A 14,495-nucleotide genomic window follows, 5' to 3' on the forward strand; every position below is an offset into this window, starting at 1 on the left:
CCTTGCCGCGATCCGTCGCATCCCCGATAAGCGGGGGATGAAGACCGATCTGCCCATTCATGATGCCCTTGACCCGTTGCTGGCCGCGTTGCGCGCGGGCGGTCGGGCGGTGTTGCAGGCGCCCCCCGGCGCGGGGAAAACCACGGTGGTGCCGCTGGCGCTGCTGGAGGTGGGGCTGGTCAAAGGCACGATCCTGATGTTGGAACCGCGCCGTCTGGCAGCGCGGGCCGCCGCCGAACGGATGGCCGAGACGCTGGGGGAACGCGCGGGCGAAACCGTGGGCTACCGCGTGCGCGGCGAGGCGAAGGTTTCGGGCAAGACCCGGATCGAGGTGGTGACCGAGGGGATTTTGACCCGGCGCATCCAGTCCGATCCAGAGCTGGCGGGCGTCGGCGCGGTGCTGTTTGACGAATTCCACGAACGCTCGCTTAACGCCGATCTGGGGTTGGCGCTGTGTCTGGAGGTGGCGGGCGCGCTGCGCGATGACCTGATGCTGATGGCGATGTCGGCGACGCTGGATGCCGGGCCGGTGGCGGCGCTGATGGGCGATGTGCCGGTGATCACGTCCGAGGGGCGCAGTTTCCCGGTCCAGATGCGGCATCTGGAGCGGCCCTTGGATAAGGGTGCGCGGCTGGAGGCGGCCTGTGCCGATCTGGTGGCGCGGGCGGTGTCCGAGACCGAGGGGGGCGTGCTGGTGTTTCTGCCCGGCGAGGGGGAAATCCGGCGGGTCGAGGGGCTGCTGAAGGGGCGTTTGCCCGGTGATTGCGCGGTGCGGCCGCTGTTCGGGGCGATGGAGTTTGCGGCGCAACGCGCGGCGATCCAGCCGGCGGCGCAGGGGCGCAAGGTGGTGCTGGCGACCTCGATCGCGGAAACCTCGCTGACCATTCAGGATGTGCGCGTGGTCGTGGATGCGGGGCGCGCGCGGCGGGCGCGGTTCGATCCGGGTTCAGGCATGGCGCGGCTGGTGACGGAACGCGTGACCAAGGCCGAGGCCGAGCAACGCGCAGGCCGCGCGGGGCGGGTCGCGCCGGGCGTGTGCTATCGGATGTGGACGAAGGGCGAAGAGGGCGGCCTGGCCCCCTACCCGCCTGCCGAGATTGAAGCCGCCGATCTGGCCGGGCTGGCGTTGGAGCTGGCGGTGTGGGGCGCGGCCCCGAGCGATCTGCCGCTGCTGACCCAGCCCAATGCGGGCTCTTACGCCGAGGCGGTGGCGCTGCTGCACATGCTGGGCGCCGTGGATGCGGCGGGCCGGGTGACGGATCACGGCAAGACGCTGGCCAAGCTGCCGCTGCATCCTCGTCTGGCGCATATGCTGGCCGTGGCCGGCGATCAGGCGGCGGAGCTGGCCGCGCTGCTGGCGGAACGCGATCCGCTGCCGTTTGCCGCCCCGGTCGATCTGGCGCTGCGGCTAGAGGCGATCCGCGATCCGCGCAGCTTTGCCGAACGCCGCCCGTGGCAGGCCAATCGCGGCGTCATCGAACGGATCAAGGCCGAGGCGAAACGCCTGCGCAGCGCCGCAAGGCGCGATGCGCAGCAGGCGATGAGCGCCGCCGAGATGGCGGCCTTGGCCTATCCCGACCGGGTCGGGCTGCGGCGCAAGGGCGATCAGGCGCGGTTCGTGTTGTCTGGCGGCAAGGGCGCAGTGCTGGACGATCACGACCCGCTGGCGAATGCGCGGCTGATCGTGGTCACCGATACAGACGGCAACCCGCGCGAGGCGAAGATCCGGCAGGCGGTGCAGATCAGCGAGGCCGAGCTGCGCGGGCTGTTTGCCGATCAGATCGACTGGCGGGACGTCTGCGAATGGTCGAAACGCGACCGGCGCGTGGTGGCGCGGCGGCAAGAGATGTTCGGCGCGGTGACGCTGGATGACCGGGTGTGGAAGGATGCGCCCTCGGACGCGGTGGCGCTGGCGATGCTGGACGGGGTGCGCGATCTGGGGATCGTGCTGTCGGACGCCGCAGCGCGCTTCGTGGCGCGGGTGGAACTGGTGCGCACCTCGGGCGAGGAGCTGCCCGAGATGACCTTGCCCACCCTGATGGACGGCCTGCACGATTGGTTGCTGCCGCATCTGCGCGGGGTGAAATCGGCCGAGGACTGGAAGCGGTTCGATCTGCTGCCCGCGCTGCGGGGGATGCTGGACTGGGGGCAGATGCAGACCCTGGACCGGGCGGCACCGGCGCATTTCACCACGCCCTTGGGGCGGCAGATCCCGATTGATTACAGCGGCGAGGCCCCCGAAATCAGCCTGCGCCTGCAAGAGATGTTCGGCCAGACCAGCCATCCGATGGTGGCGCGGCGGCCATTGCGGGTGACCTTGCTGTCGCCTGCGGGGCGGCCGGTGCAGACGACGATGGATATTCCCGGCTTCTGGGCGACGTCGTACACGGATGTGCGCAAGGACATGCGCGGGCGCTATCCGAAACACCCTTGGCCCGAGGACCCCACTCAGGCCGATCCGACGCTAAGGGCGAAACCGCGCGGCACCTGACACGCGACGCGAGACCCTTTGCAAAACCGTTACAAAACGTATATACGTTTTTGACGCGCCGGATAACCGGCCACCCAACGGACCCCGAGCAGACCGCCCATGAACGAAGGCCTGAAAAAGGCATGGACCGCGATGGTTCAGCCGCTGATCACGCGCCCGCGCCTGTTGCAGGTGGCGGCCCTGTGCGTGCGCGGCAAGGGACGGGACCAGCGAGTGCTGATGATCACTTCGCGCGGGACGGGGCGCTGGATCATCCCCAAGGGCTGGCCGATGGACGGCAAACCCAACCACGAGGCCGCCCTGACCGAAGCATGGGAAGAGGCCGGCGTCCGCAAGGCCGATGTCGACCCCATGCCGATCGGATCCTACACCTATGACAAGATCATGGGGGGCGGCGTGCCGATCCCGGTGGAGGTGCATGTCTACCTGGTGCAGGTCGAAAAGGTGATGGACGACTACCCCGAAGCCCGCCAGCGCAAGCGCAAATGGATGGCGCCGGGCCGGGCCGCTGATCAGGTGGCCGAACCGGGTCTGAAGGCCATCCTGCGACACTTGTAACGGTTTCACGACTGTTTTGTGACAATTTCCTTGATTCATGCGGGCACCCCCTCTAGGGCCGGTGCCCAAAGAACGAGGGGATCAAACATGTCGGACGCACCCAAGAACAACGAGTGGAAGACGCTGGACAAGGATCTGGGCCGTATCAGCCAGATCGAGCACGCCACGACCTATGTCGCCCGGCCGCTGGTCGCACCGGGGATCGCGCTGGCGTTCATCGTACTGGCGGGCCTGACGGCGGCCGTGTTCTTTGGCCAAAGCCCGGGCAACCTGGTGGTGGTCGCGGCGGCGGTCTTTGGTGCCTACATGGCGCTGAACATCGGCGCCAACGACGTGGCCAACAACATGGGCCCGGCGGTGGGCGCGAACGCGCTGACCATGGGCGGGGCCATCGTCATCGCCGCGGTCTGCGAAAGCGCGGGCGCGTTGCTGGCGGGGGGTGATGTGGTCTCGACCATCTCGAAGGGGATCATCGACCCGTCGGGGATGCCCAGCTCTCAGGTGTTTATCTGGGCGATGATGGCGGCGCTGGTCAGCTCGGCGCTGTGGGTGAACCTGGCGACCTGGGTCGGCGCGCCGGTGTCCACGACCCACTCGGTGGTGGGCGGCGTCATGGGCGCAGGCATCGCGGCCGAGGGTCTGATGGCCGTGAACTGGGGCAACATGGGCGCGATCGCGGCCAGCTGGGTGATCTCGCCCGTGCTGGGCGGGGCGATTGCCGCGCTGTTCCTGGCGTTCATCAAGGCCAAGATCATCTATGTCGACGACAAGATCGCCGCCGCGCGCCGCTGGGTGCCGATGCTGGTGGGCATCATGGCGGGCGTTTTCGCGACCTACCTGGCGATGAAGGGCCTGAAGCACCTGATCAAGATCGACCTGATCACCGCGCTGGTAATCGGCGCCGTGGTCGGTATCGCGACCTATGCGGCCTCGGTGCCGATGATCGCGCGCCAGTCGCAGGGGCTGGAGAACCGCAACAAGTCGCTGAAGGTGCTGTTCGGCCTGCCGCTGGTGTTCTCGGCCGCGCTGCTGAGCTTTGCGCATGGCGCCAACGACGTGGCCAACGCGGTCGGACCGCTGGCCGCCGTGGTCAGCGCCACCCAGTCGGGCCTGATCGAGGCCAAGGTGGCCATCCCCAGCTGGGTGATGGTGATCGGCGCGTTCGGGATCTCGTTCGGGCTGTTCCTGTTCGGGCCGAAGCTGATCCGCATGGTCGGCAGCCAGATCACCAAGCTGAACCCGATGCGCGCCTATTGCGTCGCTCTGTCGGCGGCAATCACGGTGATCGTGGCCAGCTGGCTGGGCCTGCCGGTGTCGTCCACGCATATCGCGGTGGGTGGCGTGTTCGGCGTCGGTTTCTTCCGCGAATGGCACGCCGAGCGCCGCCTGCGCCTGAACCTGTCCAAGGGCAAGAAAGGCAAGGTCATCGCGCCTGAAGAGCGCCGCCGCCGCAAGCTGGTGCGCCGCTCGCATTTCATGACCATCGTCGCGGCCTGGGTCATCACGGTGCCCGCCGCCGCGCTGATGTCGGCGCTGATCTTCCTGGCGCTGAACGGGCTGATGTCGGCCTGATCCGACCAGAACTGACGAAGAAAAGGGGGCTGCGGCCCCCTTTTTGCTGCGCGCTTAGCTGGCGTCCAGGATGGTCAGCAGGGGGATGTAATCGCTGAGGTGATGATCGGGGAAGATATCGATCCCCAGCGCGTTCTTGAGCAGGTAGAGGCCCAGAACCGCGGCCACCAGAACGACCAGCAGCAGCGCCCCCATGACTACGCCGAACAATACCTCGGACAGCACACCCGAGGGGCGGGCACTTTGGCGGTGCGGCGGGGTGGCGGTTGGGGGCGTCATCAAGTCTCCTCGGGGGCGAGTGTGCGGGGAGCGGGGCCCCGGATGCAACCCTTTCGCTGCCCAACCCGGCATGGCCCATGAAAAACCCCGCGGCGCAGCGCACCGCGGGGCGTATCCTTGCGGCTGATGTGGATCAGCGGCGGCGGTCGCGGCGGTTCGACATCGGCTGGAACGCCACGCCGACATGCGCCTCGCAATAGGGTTTGCCCTGCTGCACGGGCAGACCGCAGAACCAGAAATCCTCGGTCGCGGGGTCGCCGACGGGCCATTTGCAGGTGCGCTCGGTCAGCTCCAGCAGGGTCAGCTTTTTGGCCTTCTTCTCGATCTCGTTGACCTTGGCCAGCGCCTCGGGGGAAATCTCGTTCGCCGAAGGCTGCGGCGGCAGCGGCTGGCCGGCGGGGATGATCGCCTTGCGGATCGGCGTCACGTTCGAGGGACGCTCGGCCGGGGCCTCTTCGGCGGTTTCAGCGGGCTTGGGCGCGGGCTTGGCGGCGGCCGGTTTCGCGGCGGGCTTGGCCTCGGCGGCGGCGGGCTTGACCTCGGGCTTGGGCGCGGGTTTGGGTTCGGGCTTGGCCGCGGCGGGCGCAGGTGCGGCCCCCGAGCGGTTCGACAGGCCCAGGCGATGCACCTTGCCGATCACGGCATTGCGCGTCACGCCGCCCAGTTCCTTGGCGATCTGGCTGGCCGACTGGCCCTCGGACCACATTTTTTTCAACAGTTCGACGCGTTCATCGGTCCAGGACATGCGGTTTCCTTACCATAAAAAGCGGCCCCGCTTTCGCGGACCGCCCCTGTACTTTCTAGCTCGGGTCCTATTTTAGTGATCCGCGCCTGAGTTACAAGGCATCGAATCCGGTCAAACACGGGGGAAACCGCAGATGGAGACGCAGTGGCAGATGGGAACGCGCCGGTTCGGGCGGGTCAACTGGCTGGGCCTGTACACCCTGATGCGGCGCGAAGTGCTGCGCTTTGTCGTGGTCTGGAGCCAGACCCTGCTGGCGCCGCTGGCCACGGCGGCCCTGTTCCTGATGATCTTTACCATCGCCATCGGCACCCAGCGCGGGGAGGTGATGGGCGTGCCCTTCACCCATTTCATCGCGCCGGGCATCATGATGATGACGGTGATCCAGAACGCCTTTGCCAACACCACTTCGTCGATCGTGATCTCCAAGGTGCAGGGCAATATCGTGGACACGTTGATGCCGCCGCTGTCCCCGGCCGAGCTGATCCTGGGCTACCTGGCGGGCGGCGTGGCGCGCGGGCTGCTGGTGGCGTTGGCCATCGCGGCAGGCATGTACCTGTTCCTGGACATCAAGGTGGCGCACCCGATCTGGGCGCTGAGCTTTGTCATCCTGGGCGCGGCGCTGCTGGGCGCGATCGGCATCGTCGCCGGGGTGTTCGCCAACAAGTTCGACCAGATGGCCGCCATCACCAACTTCATCGTCACGCCGCTGGCGTTTCTGTCGGGGACGTTCTACTCGGTTCAGGCGCTGCCCGAGGGCATCCGTCAGCTGACCCATTTCAACCCGATCTTCTACCTGATCGACGGCGCGCGCTTTGGCGTGCTGGGCGTGTCCGACAGCTCCCCTTGGTTGGGGCTGGCCGTGGCGGGCGGCACCCTGCTGACCGTCAGCGCCATCGCCTGGGGCATGTTCCGCACCGGGTACCGGCTGAAGGCGTAACCCGCCCCGGATGTGACGGATAAGACGCACCCAACGGGCGCGCACGCATTGCCGCTGGCCAAGGCCCGCGCAAGGCGCTATTGCGGCGACATGATCAAAACCGCAGCACATATCGTTTCGATTCGACGCCGACGCACCCGCGCCTGACGTCCCGCTGCCTTTGATCCGCCGGTTATCCCGGCCCAACCCCCTAAAATCGTTGACACCCGTCCCTGTGAATGCAACCTCAGGGACTCTCTTTGGAACAAGGAATCCGCTCATGATCCCGTCCGTCCTGCCGACTTACAACCGCGCGCCGCTCTCCTTCGTGAAGGGCGAAGGCTCTTGGCTGATCGAGGCGGATGGCCGACGCTTCCTTGACCTGGGCGCCGGCATCGCCGTGAACGCCCTGGGCCACGCGCATCCCGACCTGGTCAAGGCGCTGACCGATCAGGCGCAAAAGGTGTGGCACGTGTCCAACCTGTACCACATCCCCCAGCAGCAAAAGCTGGCTGATCAGCTGGTCGAACACACCTTTGCCGACACGGTGTTCTTCACCAACTCGGGCACCGAGGCGTGCGAACTGGCCGTGAAAATGGCCCGCAAGTACTGGTACGAAAAGGGCCAGCCCGAAAAGACCGACATCATCACCTTCGAGGGCTCGTTCCACGGGCGCTCCTCGGCTGGCATCGCCGCCGCCGGGTCGGAAAAGATGGTCAAGGGCTTCGGCCCGCTGCTGCCCGGCTTCGTCCACCTGCCGTGGAACGACAAGGCAGCACTTGAGGCCGCGATCACCCCGACCGTCGGCGCCATCCTGATCGAACCCGTGCAAGGCGAAGGCGGCATCCGCCCGCTACCCGACGCCGACCTCAAGGCGCTGCGCGCGCTCTGCGACGAAAAGGGCCTGCTGCTGATCCTGGACGAGGTGCAATGCGGCATGGGCCGGACCGGCAAGCTGTTCGCCCATGAATGGGCAGGCATCACCCCGGACATCATGATGGTTGCCAAAGGCATCGGCGGCGGCTTCCCGCTGGGCGCCGTTCTGGCCACCGAAGAGGCCGCCTTCGGCATGACCGCGGGCACCCACGGCTCCACCTATGGCGGCAACCCGCTGGGCTGCGCCGTGGGCTCGGCCGTGATGGATCACGTCGCCAACCCCGACTTCCTGGGCAGCGTGCGCGCCCGCTCGGGCCACCTGCGCCAGGCGCTCGAAGGGCTGGTCGCCGCCCACCCCACCATCTTCGAAGAGGTGCGCGGCTCGGGCCTGATGCTGGGCCTCAAGTGCAAGGCCTCCAACCTCGACGTGGTCAAGGCCGGCTATGACGCCCAGGTGATCACGGTGCCCGCCGGCGACAACGTGGTGCGCCTTCTGCCGCCACTGAACATCACCGAAGACGACATCGCCGAGGCCATCGCCCGCCTCGATGCCGCCGCCACCAAACTGGAAGGCTGATCCCTTCTTCTTTTTCCAAATATCCCGGGGGTGTGGGGGCTGGCCCCCACTCCCGGACCGACCGCAAAGACCGAACCCATGAACCATTTCCTGGATATCAATGCCACCGACCCCGCCGCGCTGCGGGGGATGATCGATTCCGCCAAGGCCATGAAGGCCGCGCGCAACGGCCGCCCCAAGGGCGCGCCGGATGACGACCAGCCGCTGAAGAACCACATGGTCGCGCTGATCTTCGAAAAACCCTCGACCCGGACCCGCGTCAGCTTTGACGTGGGCGTACGCCAGCTGGGCGGCCAGACGATGGTGCTGTCCGGCACCGACATGCAGCTGGGCCATGGCGAGACCATCGCCGACACCGCCCGCGTTCTGAGCCGTTACGTCGATCTGATCATGATCCGCACCTTCGAGGAACAGACCCTGCTGGAGATGGCGGAATATGCCTCGGTCCCCGTCATCAACGGGCTGACCAACCGCACCCATCCCTGCCAGATCATGGCCGACATCCAGACCTTCGAGGAACACCGCGGCCCGATCGCCGGCAAAAAGGTGGTCTGGTGTGGCGACGGCAACAACGTCTTCGCCAGCTTCGCCCATGCCGCCGGGCAGTTCGGGTTTGATCTGGTCTTTGCCGGCCCGCCGCCGCTGGACCCCGAGATGGTGTTCGTCGAGGAAGCCCGCGCCAAGGGTGTGAACGTCGACATCATCCGCGACCCCGTTGCCGCCGTCACGGGCGCTGATCTGGTGGTCACCGACACCTGGGTCAGCATGCACGATCCGCAATCGGCCCGCGAGCGGCGTCACAACCAGCTGCGCCCCTACCAGGTGAACGAGGCGCTGATGGCCCATGCCAAGCCCGACGCGCTGTTCATGCATTGCCTGCCCGCGCATCGCGACGACGAGGCGACCAGCGCCGTGATGGACGGCCCGCACTCGGTCATCTTCGACGAGGCGGAAAACCGCCTGCATGCGCAGAAGGCGGTCATGCGCTGGTGCCTGGGCCGCTGAGTCTGGTGTAAAAGGGCGTTCGGGGGGCCAGCCCCCCGTCGCCTGCGGCTCCTCCCCCCGGAGTATTTCGGCCAGAAAGAAGACAAGGGGGCAGGAGCAGAGATGCAGCGACGGCAATTTGGGTTGGCGGTTCTGGCGGCTTTGACGCTGGCCGGGTGTGGCGGCGGGCGCCGGATGAACAGGGGCCCGGAGGTGTCACGCAACCTCTATCCCAATGAGACGCCGGAGCTGCGCAAGCTGATCAACCGTTATGCCGATCACTATGATGTGCCGCGTTCGCTGGTGCACAAGGTGGTGCAGCGCGAGAGCATGTATCGCCCCGAAGCGCGCAACGGGCCCTATTACGGGCTGATGCAGATCTTGCCGCAGACGGCGCGCGGGATGGGGTATCACGGCGCGCCCACTGGCTTGCTGGATGCCGAGACCAATCTGAAATACGGCGTCAAGTATCTGCGCGGGGCCTGGCTGGTCGCCGATGGCAGCCATGACGAGGCCGTGCGCTGGTACGCGCGGGGCTATTACTACGAGGCCAAGCGGCGCGGGATGCTGAAGGAAACCGGGCTGCGCGGCTGATCACTTCTTGTTCAGCAGGTTGAGCAGCCCTTTCTTGGCTTCTTCCTCGAGCTTGCGTTTGACCGCGTCCTCGACCTTTTCGTCGGGATTGTCGGGGTTGGTGACGCCCAGCTTTTCCTTGACCTTGTTTTCCAGCTCTTTCTTGGCCTTTTCCTTTTCTTCCTTGAAGTTCAGGTCGATGGCTTTTTCCATATCGGGGCGGATGCTGGGGCTGGACCACGGGCCCTTGATGGCGACCGGGATCGCAAGGCCCTTGCCGTCGTTGATGCTGTCGACCTTGGGGGTGAACAGGTAGTCGATGTCGCGCTTGCCAAGGCCGACGCGCCCCTCGCCGGTGGCCGAGACGGCGGGCAGTTTTAGCAGCAGGTCCTTGTTGTAGAGGTTGCCCTTGTCCATCGTGAAGGTCGCGCCGAGGCTGTCGAACACGGTGGTGCCGCCGGTAGTCATGCCCTGGCGCATCAGCTTGTCTAGGTCGATGCCCTGGATGGTGCCGCGGCCCATGCTGATGCCGCCTTTGCCCGAGATGGCGTTCATGATGGCGTGGACGGATTGGCCCGAGGACAGGAACTCGATATTCGCGTTGGCCTGGCCGGTGAAGCGGGTGATGCCCGCCAAGTCGCCCAGCAGTTTCTGCATCTCGACGCCCGAAGCCTTGACGTTGCCCGCGACCGACAGGCCCGAGCGGTTGTTGGCCACGACCGAGCCACTGATCGTGCCGTCATAGCCCGCAAGGCTGCTGAGGGTGATCGCGGCGCGCGAATTTTCGATGGTGGTTTGGGTTTTCGCGGCGCCGAAGGTCAGGCCCGCGACCGACAGGCCCTTGGCCGACAGGGCGATCTGGCCGTCCAGCATCCCCAGCGCCGAGGCGTCGATGGCGGCCTTGGACCAGCCATCCGAGGCTGCGCCGCCGCCCGAGCCGCCCTCGGACAGGCCCGTCAGATCGACGGAGCCAGCGGCGAGTTTGGCCGTCAGCACGGGCTTGGATTTGGACAGGTCAAGATCGGCCTCGCCGTTCAGGCTGTTCTGATCCAGCGTGGCCGACAGGTTGCGCAGCGACAGCAGCGCGGCGGTGGTATAGGTCAGGTCGGCCGAGACTTTGGCGGCCCGACCCAGCCCGCGCGGCAGGCTGACGCCAGTGACGCCAAGTGCGGAGAGAAAGCCCGAGGTGTCCTTCAGATCGACGGTCAGCGTGCCCTGGGCCTGGGGTTGTGTGCCCGCGCGGCCGTCAAAGCCGACCGAGCCAGCGGCGGAGGCGATCCGGGCGGAGACGGCGGTGACTTCGCCCTCGATCAGGCCAGCAAGGTTGGCGATCTGGCCCGAGAAGGTCAGCGGCTGCGCGCCGTAGGTCAGCCCGCCGGAAAACGTGGCCTGCCCGCGATAGACCGGCCATTGCAGATCAAGGTTGGCGTCGCGCACGTTCAGATCGGTGCCCGCGCCGTGATCGACATAGCGCAGCGTGCCGCCCGAGATCAGCGCACGGTCCAGCGACAGGGCCAGCTTGTTGGAGCTGCCCGCCGGTTGCCCCGAGGGGGCGACGTTGTCCACGCCCAGCTCCCAATTCACGCGGCCATCCTTGGCGCGCTCCAGCAGGATGGCGGGGCGCACGGCCTCAAGCCCGGTGATCTTGATCGCGCCGGAAAGGAGCGACATGAAATCCACCCCCACCTTCAGGCTGTCGGCGGTCATCATCGGGCCGGAGTTGGACCAGTCGGCATTGGCGATGGTCAGCTGGCCGGTAGAGACGCCCAGCACGGGGTAATAGCTGATCGTGGTGTTCCCCGACAGCGTCACCTGCCGGCCGGTCTGCGTCTTCAGCTGATCCACGGCGACCTGGGCAATCTTGTCGCCCGGCAGCATCAGCAGCCCGACCACGACCAGAATTGCCGCAATCACCAGCGCCCCGACAAGTTTCATCAACAACCGCATGGCACCCACCCCCTTTTGCCTGTTCCCTACAGCTTACGCGCGCGCCGTGGCCCTGCCAATGGGGGGCGGGTCACGGTGGCTTGAATAAGCAACGCTCTTCCTATGCGGGCCGTTCCGCCGTATATGCGCGCCATGAGTCAGAATCCGCCGAACCTTCGCCCCGACCTCGCGCCGCGTGCGCGTTTCACTGATGCCCCACGCGAGGGGCAGCCGACCATCGGCATGGTCAGCCTTGGCTGTCCGAAGGCGTTGGTGGATTCCGAACGCATCCTGACGCGCCTGCGGGCCGAAGGGTACGGGATTTCCCCCGATTACGCCGGGGCCGATGCGGTGATCGTGAACACCTGCGGGTTCCTGGACAGCGCCAAGGCCGAAAGCCTGGAGGCGATCGGCGAGGCGCTGAAGGAAAACGGCAAGGTCATCGTGACCGGCTGTCTGGGCGCCGAGCCGGAGTTCATCACCGGCGTGCACCCCAAGGTTCTGGCCGTCACCGGCCCGCATCAATACGAGCAGGTGCTGGACGCCGTGCATGGCGCGGTGCCGCCCGACCCCGATCCGTTCATCGACCTGCTGCCCGCATCCGGCGTGAAACTGACGCCGCGCCATTACAGCTATCTGAAGATTTCCGAGGGCTGCAATCACCACTGCAAATTCTGCATCATCCCCGACATGCGCGGGAAACTGGCCAGCCGCCCGCTGAAGGCGGTGATGCGCGAGGCGGAAAAGCTGGTGGAAAGCGGCGTGAAGGAATTGCTGGTGATCTCTCAGGACACCAGCGCCTATGGCACCGACTGGAAAGAGCGGGATTCGAAATTCCCCTTCCTCGATCTGGCGCGCGAGATGGGGCAGTTGGACGCCTGGGTGCGGATGCATTACGTCTATCCCTACCCGCATGTCACCGACCTGATCCCGCTGATGGCCGAGGGCGGCATCCTGCCCTATCTGGACATCCCGTTCCAGCACGCCCACCCGGATACGCTGAAACGCATGGCCCGCCCGGCCGCGGCTGAAAAGACGCTGGACCGCATCGCCGAATGGCGCGGGATTTGCCCGGACATCACGCTGCGCTCGACCTTTATCGTGGGCTACCCCGGCGAGACCGAGGCCGAGTTCCAGACCCTGCTGGACTGGATGGACGAGGCGCAGCTGGATCGCGTCGGCTGCTTCCAGTACGAAAACGTGGCGGGCGCGCGCTCGAACGACCTGCCGGACCATGTGCCGGACGAAGTGAAGCAAGAGCGCTGGGAACGCTTCATGGAGAAGGCGCAGGCGATTTCCGAGGCGAAACTGGCGGCCAAGGTCGGGCAGATCATGGACGTGATCGTCGATGATATCGACGAGGACGGCATCGCCACCTGCCGCACCAAATCCGACGCGCCCGAGATCGACGGCAACCTGTTCATCGACGAAGGCACCGAGGGGATTTCCGTGGGCGACATCGTCACCGTCGAGGTGGACGAGGCCGGGGAATACGACCTGTGGGGTCAACTGCGCTGAGGCGCGGGCAAAGGTGCGAATTCGCACGGGGCCTGTGCTTTTGCCGGAATTGACCGTCGAGGTGGACTTGGCACAGTGGGGCCAGCCAACCCTATGGAGAGCCGACATGTCCGACGCACCGATCATCGCCCAGAAATCCCCCCTGCCCGTCGAGGTGGAAGAAGGCAAAAGCTATTTCTGGTGCTCGTGCGGGAAGTCCAGCAAGCAGCCGTTCTGTGATGGCTCGCACAAGGGATCGGAATTCGCGCCCATCAAGTACACCGCTGAAGCCAGCAAGAAGGTGTTGTTTTGCGGCTGCAAGCATTCGGCCAAACAACCGCTGTGTGACGGGGCGCATAAGGGGCTCTAAGCCCCTTCACCACACCAGAACAACGATCCACGCGATGCCCGCCGCGATGGCGGCGACGGCGACGCCTGCGCTGCCGGCGTCCTTGGCTTGTTTCGCCAACTCGCGCTGATCCTTACCGATGTCGTCCACGACACGCTCGATGGCCGAGTTGATCAGCTCGAACGCCATCACCAGCACGCCAAGCGCCAGGATCAGCGCGCGCTCGGCCCCGGTGAGGGGCAGCGCAAAGGCCAGCGCGGCGCTGACCAGATTGGCCCAGACCCAACTGCGGAACGAATGCTCGTTGCGCCAGACTTCGACGCATCCGGCCCAGCTCCAGATGACGCGCAGGCGCAGACGGTGCAGAAAATACAGCATGATACCCCTCCGACCCGCAGGATGCGGCCGAAACCGTTGGGAATGCAACGAAATCTTTACGCTGCGTTAGCAAAGAAAATCATGCTGCGCTGCGACGGAACCGCGGAAGCGGGGCGTTTTACGAATGTCTCTGCCTTTGGGGCAGGGCCGGAAGGGATCTGGAAGAGTGCCAGGTTAGTGCGACCCTTCCGGTCCGATCCAGGGGCAGAGACCGGGTGTCGGCACGCCGCGCCCGTCAGATTTTCAAGCACCAAAGGTGACTATCATGTCCAGTCTTCGCCAATACGCCACCCCGCTGACCATCGGCAGTTTCGTGATGATGTCCGTGACCGGGGGATTGATGTTCTTTCACTGGGACACCGGGCTGAACAAGGTGGCCCACGAATGGCTGGGCTGGGCGATGGTGGCCGCGGTGGCGCTGCACGTGGTGCTGAACTGGCGCGCCTTCACCCTGTATTTCAAGCGCCCGCTGGCGATGGGGCTGATGGGCGCGTTCGTGGTGGCGCTGGGGCTGTCCTTTGTCATCCCCGCCCCGCAAAAAGGCGGCGGCCGACCGGAGTTTGGCGTCGCGCAGATGGTGGTGAACGCACCGGTCTCGGCGCTGGCACCGATGCTGGGCACCGATGTGGACGGCGTGATCGCCAAGCTTGCCGCGCAGGACGTGCAGGCAACGCCTGACCAGAGCCTGGCCGAGCTGGCCGGTGGCGAGACGGTCAAAGCCTCGGCCCTGCTGGTGGCGCTGCAGAAGTAACCGCAAACGCATCAAAACGCCCG

Annotated in this window: 14 protein-coding genes; 10 read left to right on the plus strand and 4 right to left on the minus strand. The window is 66.1% G+C overall.

Annotation, left to right across the window (positions count from 1 at the left end; genetic code table 11):
* Positions 1-37: 37 nt before the first annotated feature.
* The 3 genes from hrpB (at position 38) to E7681_RS00665 (ending at position 4,621) form a co-directional block, all read left to right on the plus strand.
* Positions 38-2,491: an ATP-dependent helicase HrpB gene (gene hrpB, locus E7681_RS00655; RefSeq protein ID WP_136337907.1), complete on the plus strand. Its 2,454-nt coding sequence runs from the start codon at positions 38-40 to the stop codon at positions 2,489-2,491.
* Between the two features lie 99 nt (positions 2,492-2,590).
* Positions 2,591-3,049 (plus strand): NUDIX hydrolase, encoded by a 459-nt coding sequence (locus E7681_RS00660; RefSeq protein WP_136337329.1) that lies wholly within the window; start codon positions 2,591-2,593, stop codon positions 3,047-3,049.
* Positions 3,050-3,136: 87 nt separating this feature from the next.
* A complete protein-coding gene (locus E7681_RS00665) occupies positions 3,137-4,621 on the plus strand; it encodes an inorganic phosphate transporter (protein WP_136337330.1) in 1,485 nt (494 codons plus the stop codon).
* A gap of 54 nt (positions 4,622-4,675) precedes the next feature.
* On the opposite strand, the gene E7681_RS00670 is transcribed toward E7681_RS00665, so the two are convergent.
* Together E7681_RS00670 and E7681_RS00675 are read right to left on the minus strand one after the other, a co-directional pair.
* Positions 4,676-4,900, minus strand: coding sequence for a hypothetical protein (locus E7681_RS00670; RefSeq protein ID WP_136337331.1), 225 nt, complete (start codon positions 4,898-4,900; stop codon positions 4,676-4,678).
* Between the two features lie 133 nt (positions 4,901-5,033).
* Entirely contained in the window at positions 5,034-5,645 is a 612-nt protein-coding gene (locus E7681_RS00675; protein WP_136337332.1) for a GcrA family cell cycle regulator, read from the minus strand.
* Between the two features lie 133 nt (positions 5,646-5,778).
* On the opposite strand from E7681_RS00675, the gene E7681_RS00680 reads away from it, so the two are divergent.
* The 4 genes from E7681_RS00680 to E7681_RS00695 all read left to right on the plus strand — a co-directional run bounded on the left by E7681_RS00680 (position 5,779) and on the right by E7681_RS00695 (position 9,592).
* The gene (locus tag E7681_RS00680) at positions 5,779-6,582 is read left to right on the plus strand and encodes an ABC transporter permease (RefSeq protein WP_246032372.1); all 804 of its coding nucleotides are present in this window, start codon (positions 5,779-5,781) and stop codon (positions 6,580-6,582) included.
* Positions 6,583-6,841: 259 nt separating this feature from the next.
* Positions 6,842-8,014 (plus strand): aspartate aminotransferase family protein, encoded by a 1,173-nt coding sequence (locus E7681_RS00685; RefSeq protein WP_136337333.1) that lies wholly within the window; start codon positions 6,842-6,844, stop codon positions 8,012-8,014.
* A gap of 78 nt (positions 8,015-8,092) precedes the next feature.
* A complete protein-coding gene (gene argF / locus E7681_RS00690) occupies positions 8,093-9,019 on the plus strand; it encodes an ornithine carbamoyltransferase (protein ID WP_136337334.1) in 927 nt (308 codons plus the stop codon).
* A gap of 102 nt (positions 9,020-9,121) precedes the next feature.
* Positions 9,122-9,592, plus strand: a complete 471-nt coding sequence (locus tag E7681_RS00695; protein WP_136337335.1) for a lytic transglycosylase domain-containing protein — start codon at positions 9,122-9,124, stop codon at positions 9,590-9,592.
* Here the strand turns inward: E7681_RS00695 and E7681_RS00700 are convergent, their stop codons facing one another.
* Positions 9,593-11,518, minus strand: a complete 1,926-nt coding sequence (locus tag E7681_RS00700) for an AsmA family protein (RefSeq protein ID WP_136337336.1) — start codon at positions 11,516-11,518, stop codon at positions 9,593-9,595.
* 123 nt (positions 11,519-11,641) lie between these two features.
* Between E7681_RS00700 and rimO the strand changes: the two genes are divergently transcribed.
* Both rimO and E7681_RS00710 read left to right on the plus strand, forming a co-directional pair.
* Positions 11,642-13,015 (plus strand): 30S ribosomal protein S12 methylthiotransferase RimO, encoded by a 1,374-nt coding sequence (gene rimO / locus E7681_RS00705; RefSeq protein ID WP_136337337.1) that lies wholly within the window; start codon positions 11,642-11,644, stop codon positions 13,013-13,015.
* A 106-nt stretch (positions 13,016-13,121) separates the two neighbouring features.
* Entirely contained in the window at positions 13,122-13,364 is a 243-nt protein-coding gene (locus tag E7681_RS00710) for a CDGSH iron-sulfur domain-containing protein (RefSeq protein ID WP_136337338.1), read from the plus strand.
* Between the two features lie 6 nt (positions 13,365-13,370).
* On the opposite strand, the gene E7681_RS00715 is transcribed toward E7681_RS00710, so the two are convergent.
* Positions 13,371-13,721, minus strand: coding sequence for a diacylglycerol kinase (locus E7681_RS00715; RefSeq protein WP_136337339.1), 351 nt, complete (start codon positions 13,719-13,721; stop codon positions 13,371-13,373).
* Between the two features lie 265 nt (positions 13,722-13,986).
* On the opposite strand from E7681_RS00715, the gene E7681_RS00720 reads away from it, so the two are divergent.
* Positions 13,987-14,472: a DUF4405 domain-containing protein gene (locus E7681_RS00720; protein WP_136337340.1), complete on the plus strand. Its 486-nt coding sequence runs from the start codon at positions 13,987-13,989 to the stop codon at positions 14,470-14,472.
* Positions 14,473-14,495: the final 23 nt, after the last annotated feature.

It is taken from the genome of Thalassobius vesicularis, assembly GCF_004799325.1.
In the GTDB taxonomy this organism is placed as follows: Bacteria; Pseudomonadota; Alphaproteobacteria; order Rhodobacterales; family Rhodobacteraceae; genus Thalassobius; species Thalassobius vesicularis.

Bases quoted from the DNA above. Each gene is read 5' to 3' on its own strand.
- E7681_RS00665 (WP_136337330.1), top strand. From the start codon at position 3,137: ATGTCGGACGCACCCAAGAACAACGAGTGGAAGACGCTGGACAAGGAT.
- E7681_RS00680 (WP_246032372.1), top strand. From the start codon at position 5,779: ATGGAGACGCAGTGGCAGATGGGAACGCGCCGGTTCGGGCGGGTCAAC.
- E7681_RS00685 (WP_136337333.1), top strand. From the start codon at position 6,842: ATGATCCCGTCCGTCCTGCCGACTTACAACCGCGCGCCGCTCTCCTTC.
- E7681_RS00720 (WP_136337340.1), top strand. From the start codon at position 13,987: ATGTCCAGTCTTCGCCAATACGCCACCCCGCTGACCATCGGCAGTTTC.
- hrpB (WP_136337907.1), top strand. From the start codon at position 38: ATGAAGACCGATCTGCCCATTCATGATGCCCTTGACCCGTTGCTGGCC.
- rimO (WP_136337337.1), top strand. From the start codon at position 11,642: ATGCGCGCCATGAGTCAGAATCCGCCGAACCTTCGCCCCGACCTCGCG.
- argF (WP_136337334.1), top strand. From the start codon at position 8,093: ATGAACCATTTCCTGGATATCAATGCCACCGACCCCGCCGCGCTGCGG.
- E7681_RS00670 (WP_136337331.1), bottom strand. From the start codon at position 4,900: ATGACGCCCCCAACCGCCACCCCGCCGCACCGCCAAAGTGCCCGCCCC.
- E7681_RS00660 (WP_136337329.1), top strand. From the start codon at position 2,591: ATGAACGAAGGCCTGAAAAAGGCATGGACCGCGATGGTTCAGCCGCTG.
- E7681_RS00675 (WP_136337332.1), bottom strand. From the start codon at position 5,645: ATGTCCTGGACCGATGAACGCGTCGAACTGTTGAAAAAAATGTGGTCC.
- E7681_RS00700 (WP_136337336.1), bottom strand. From the start codon at position 11,518: ATGCGGTTGTTGATGAAACTTGTCGGGGCGCTGGTGATTGCGGCAATT.
- E7681_RS00710 (WP_136337338.1), top strand. From the start codon at position 13,122: ATGTCCGACGCACCGATCATCGCCCAGAAATCCCCCCTGCCCGTCGAG.
- E7681_RS00715 (WP_136337339.1), bottom strand. From the start codon at position 13,721: ATGCTGTATTTTCTGCACCGTCTGCGCCTGCGCGTCATCTGGAGCTGG.
- E7681_RS00695 (WP_136337335.1), top strand. From the start codon at position 9,122: ATGCAGCGACGGCAATTTGGGTTGGCGGTTCTGGCGGCTTTGACGCTG.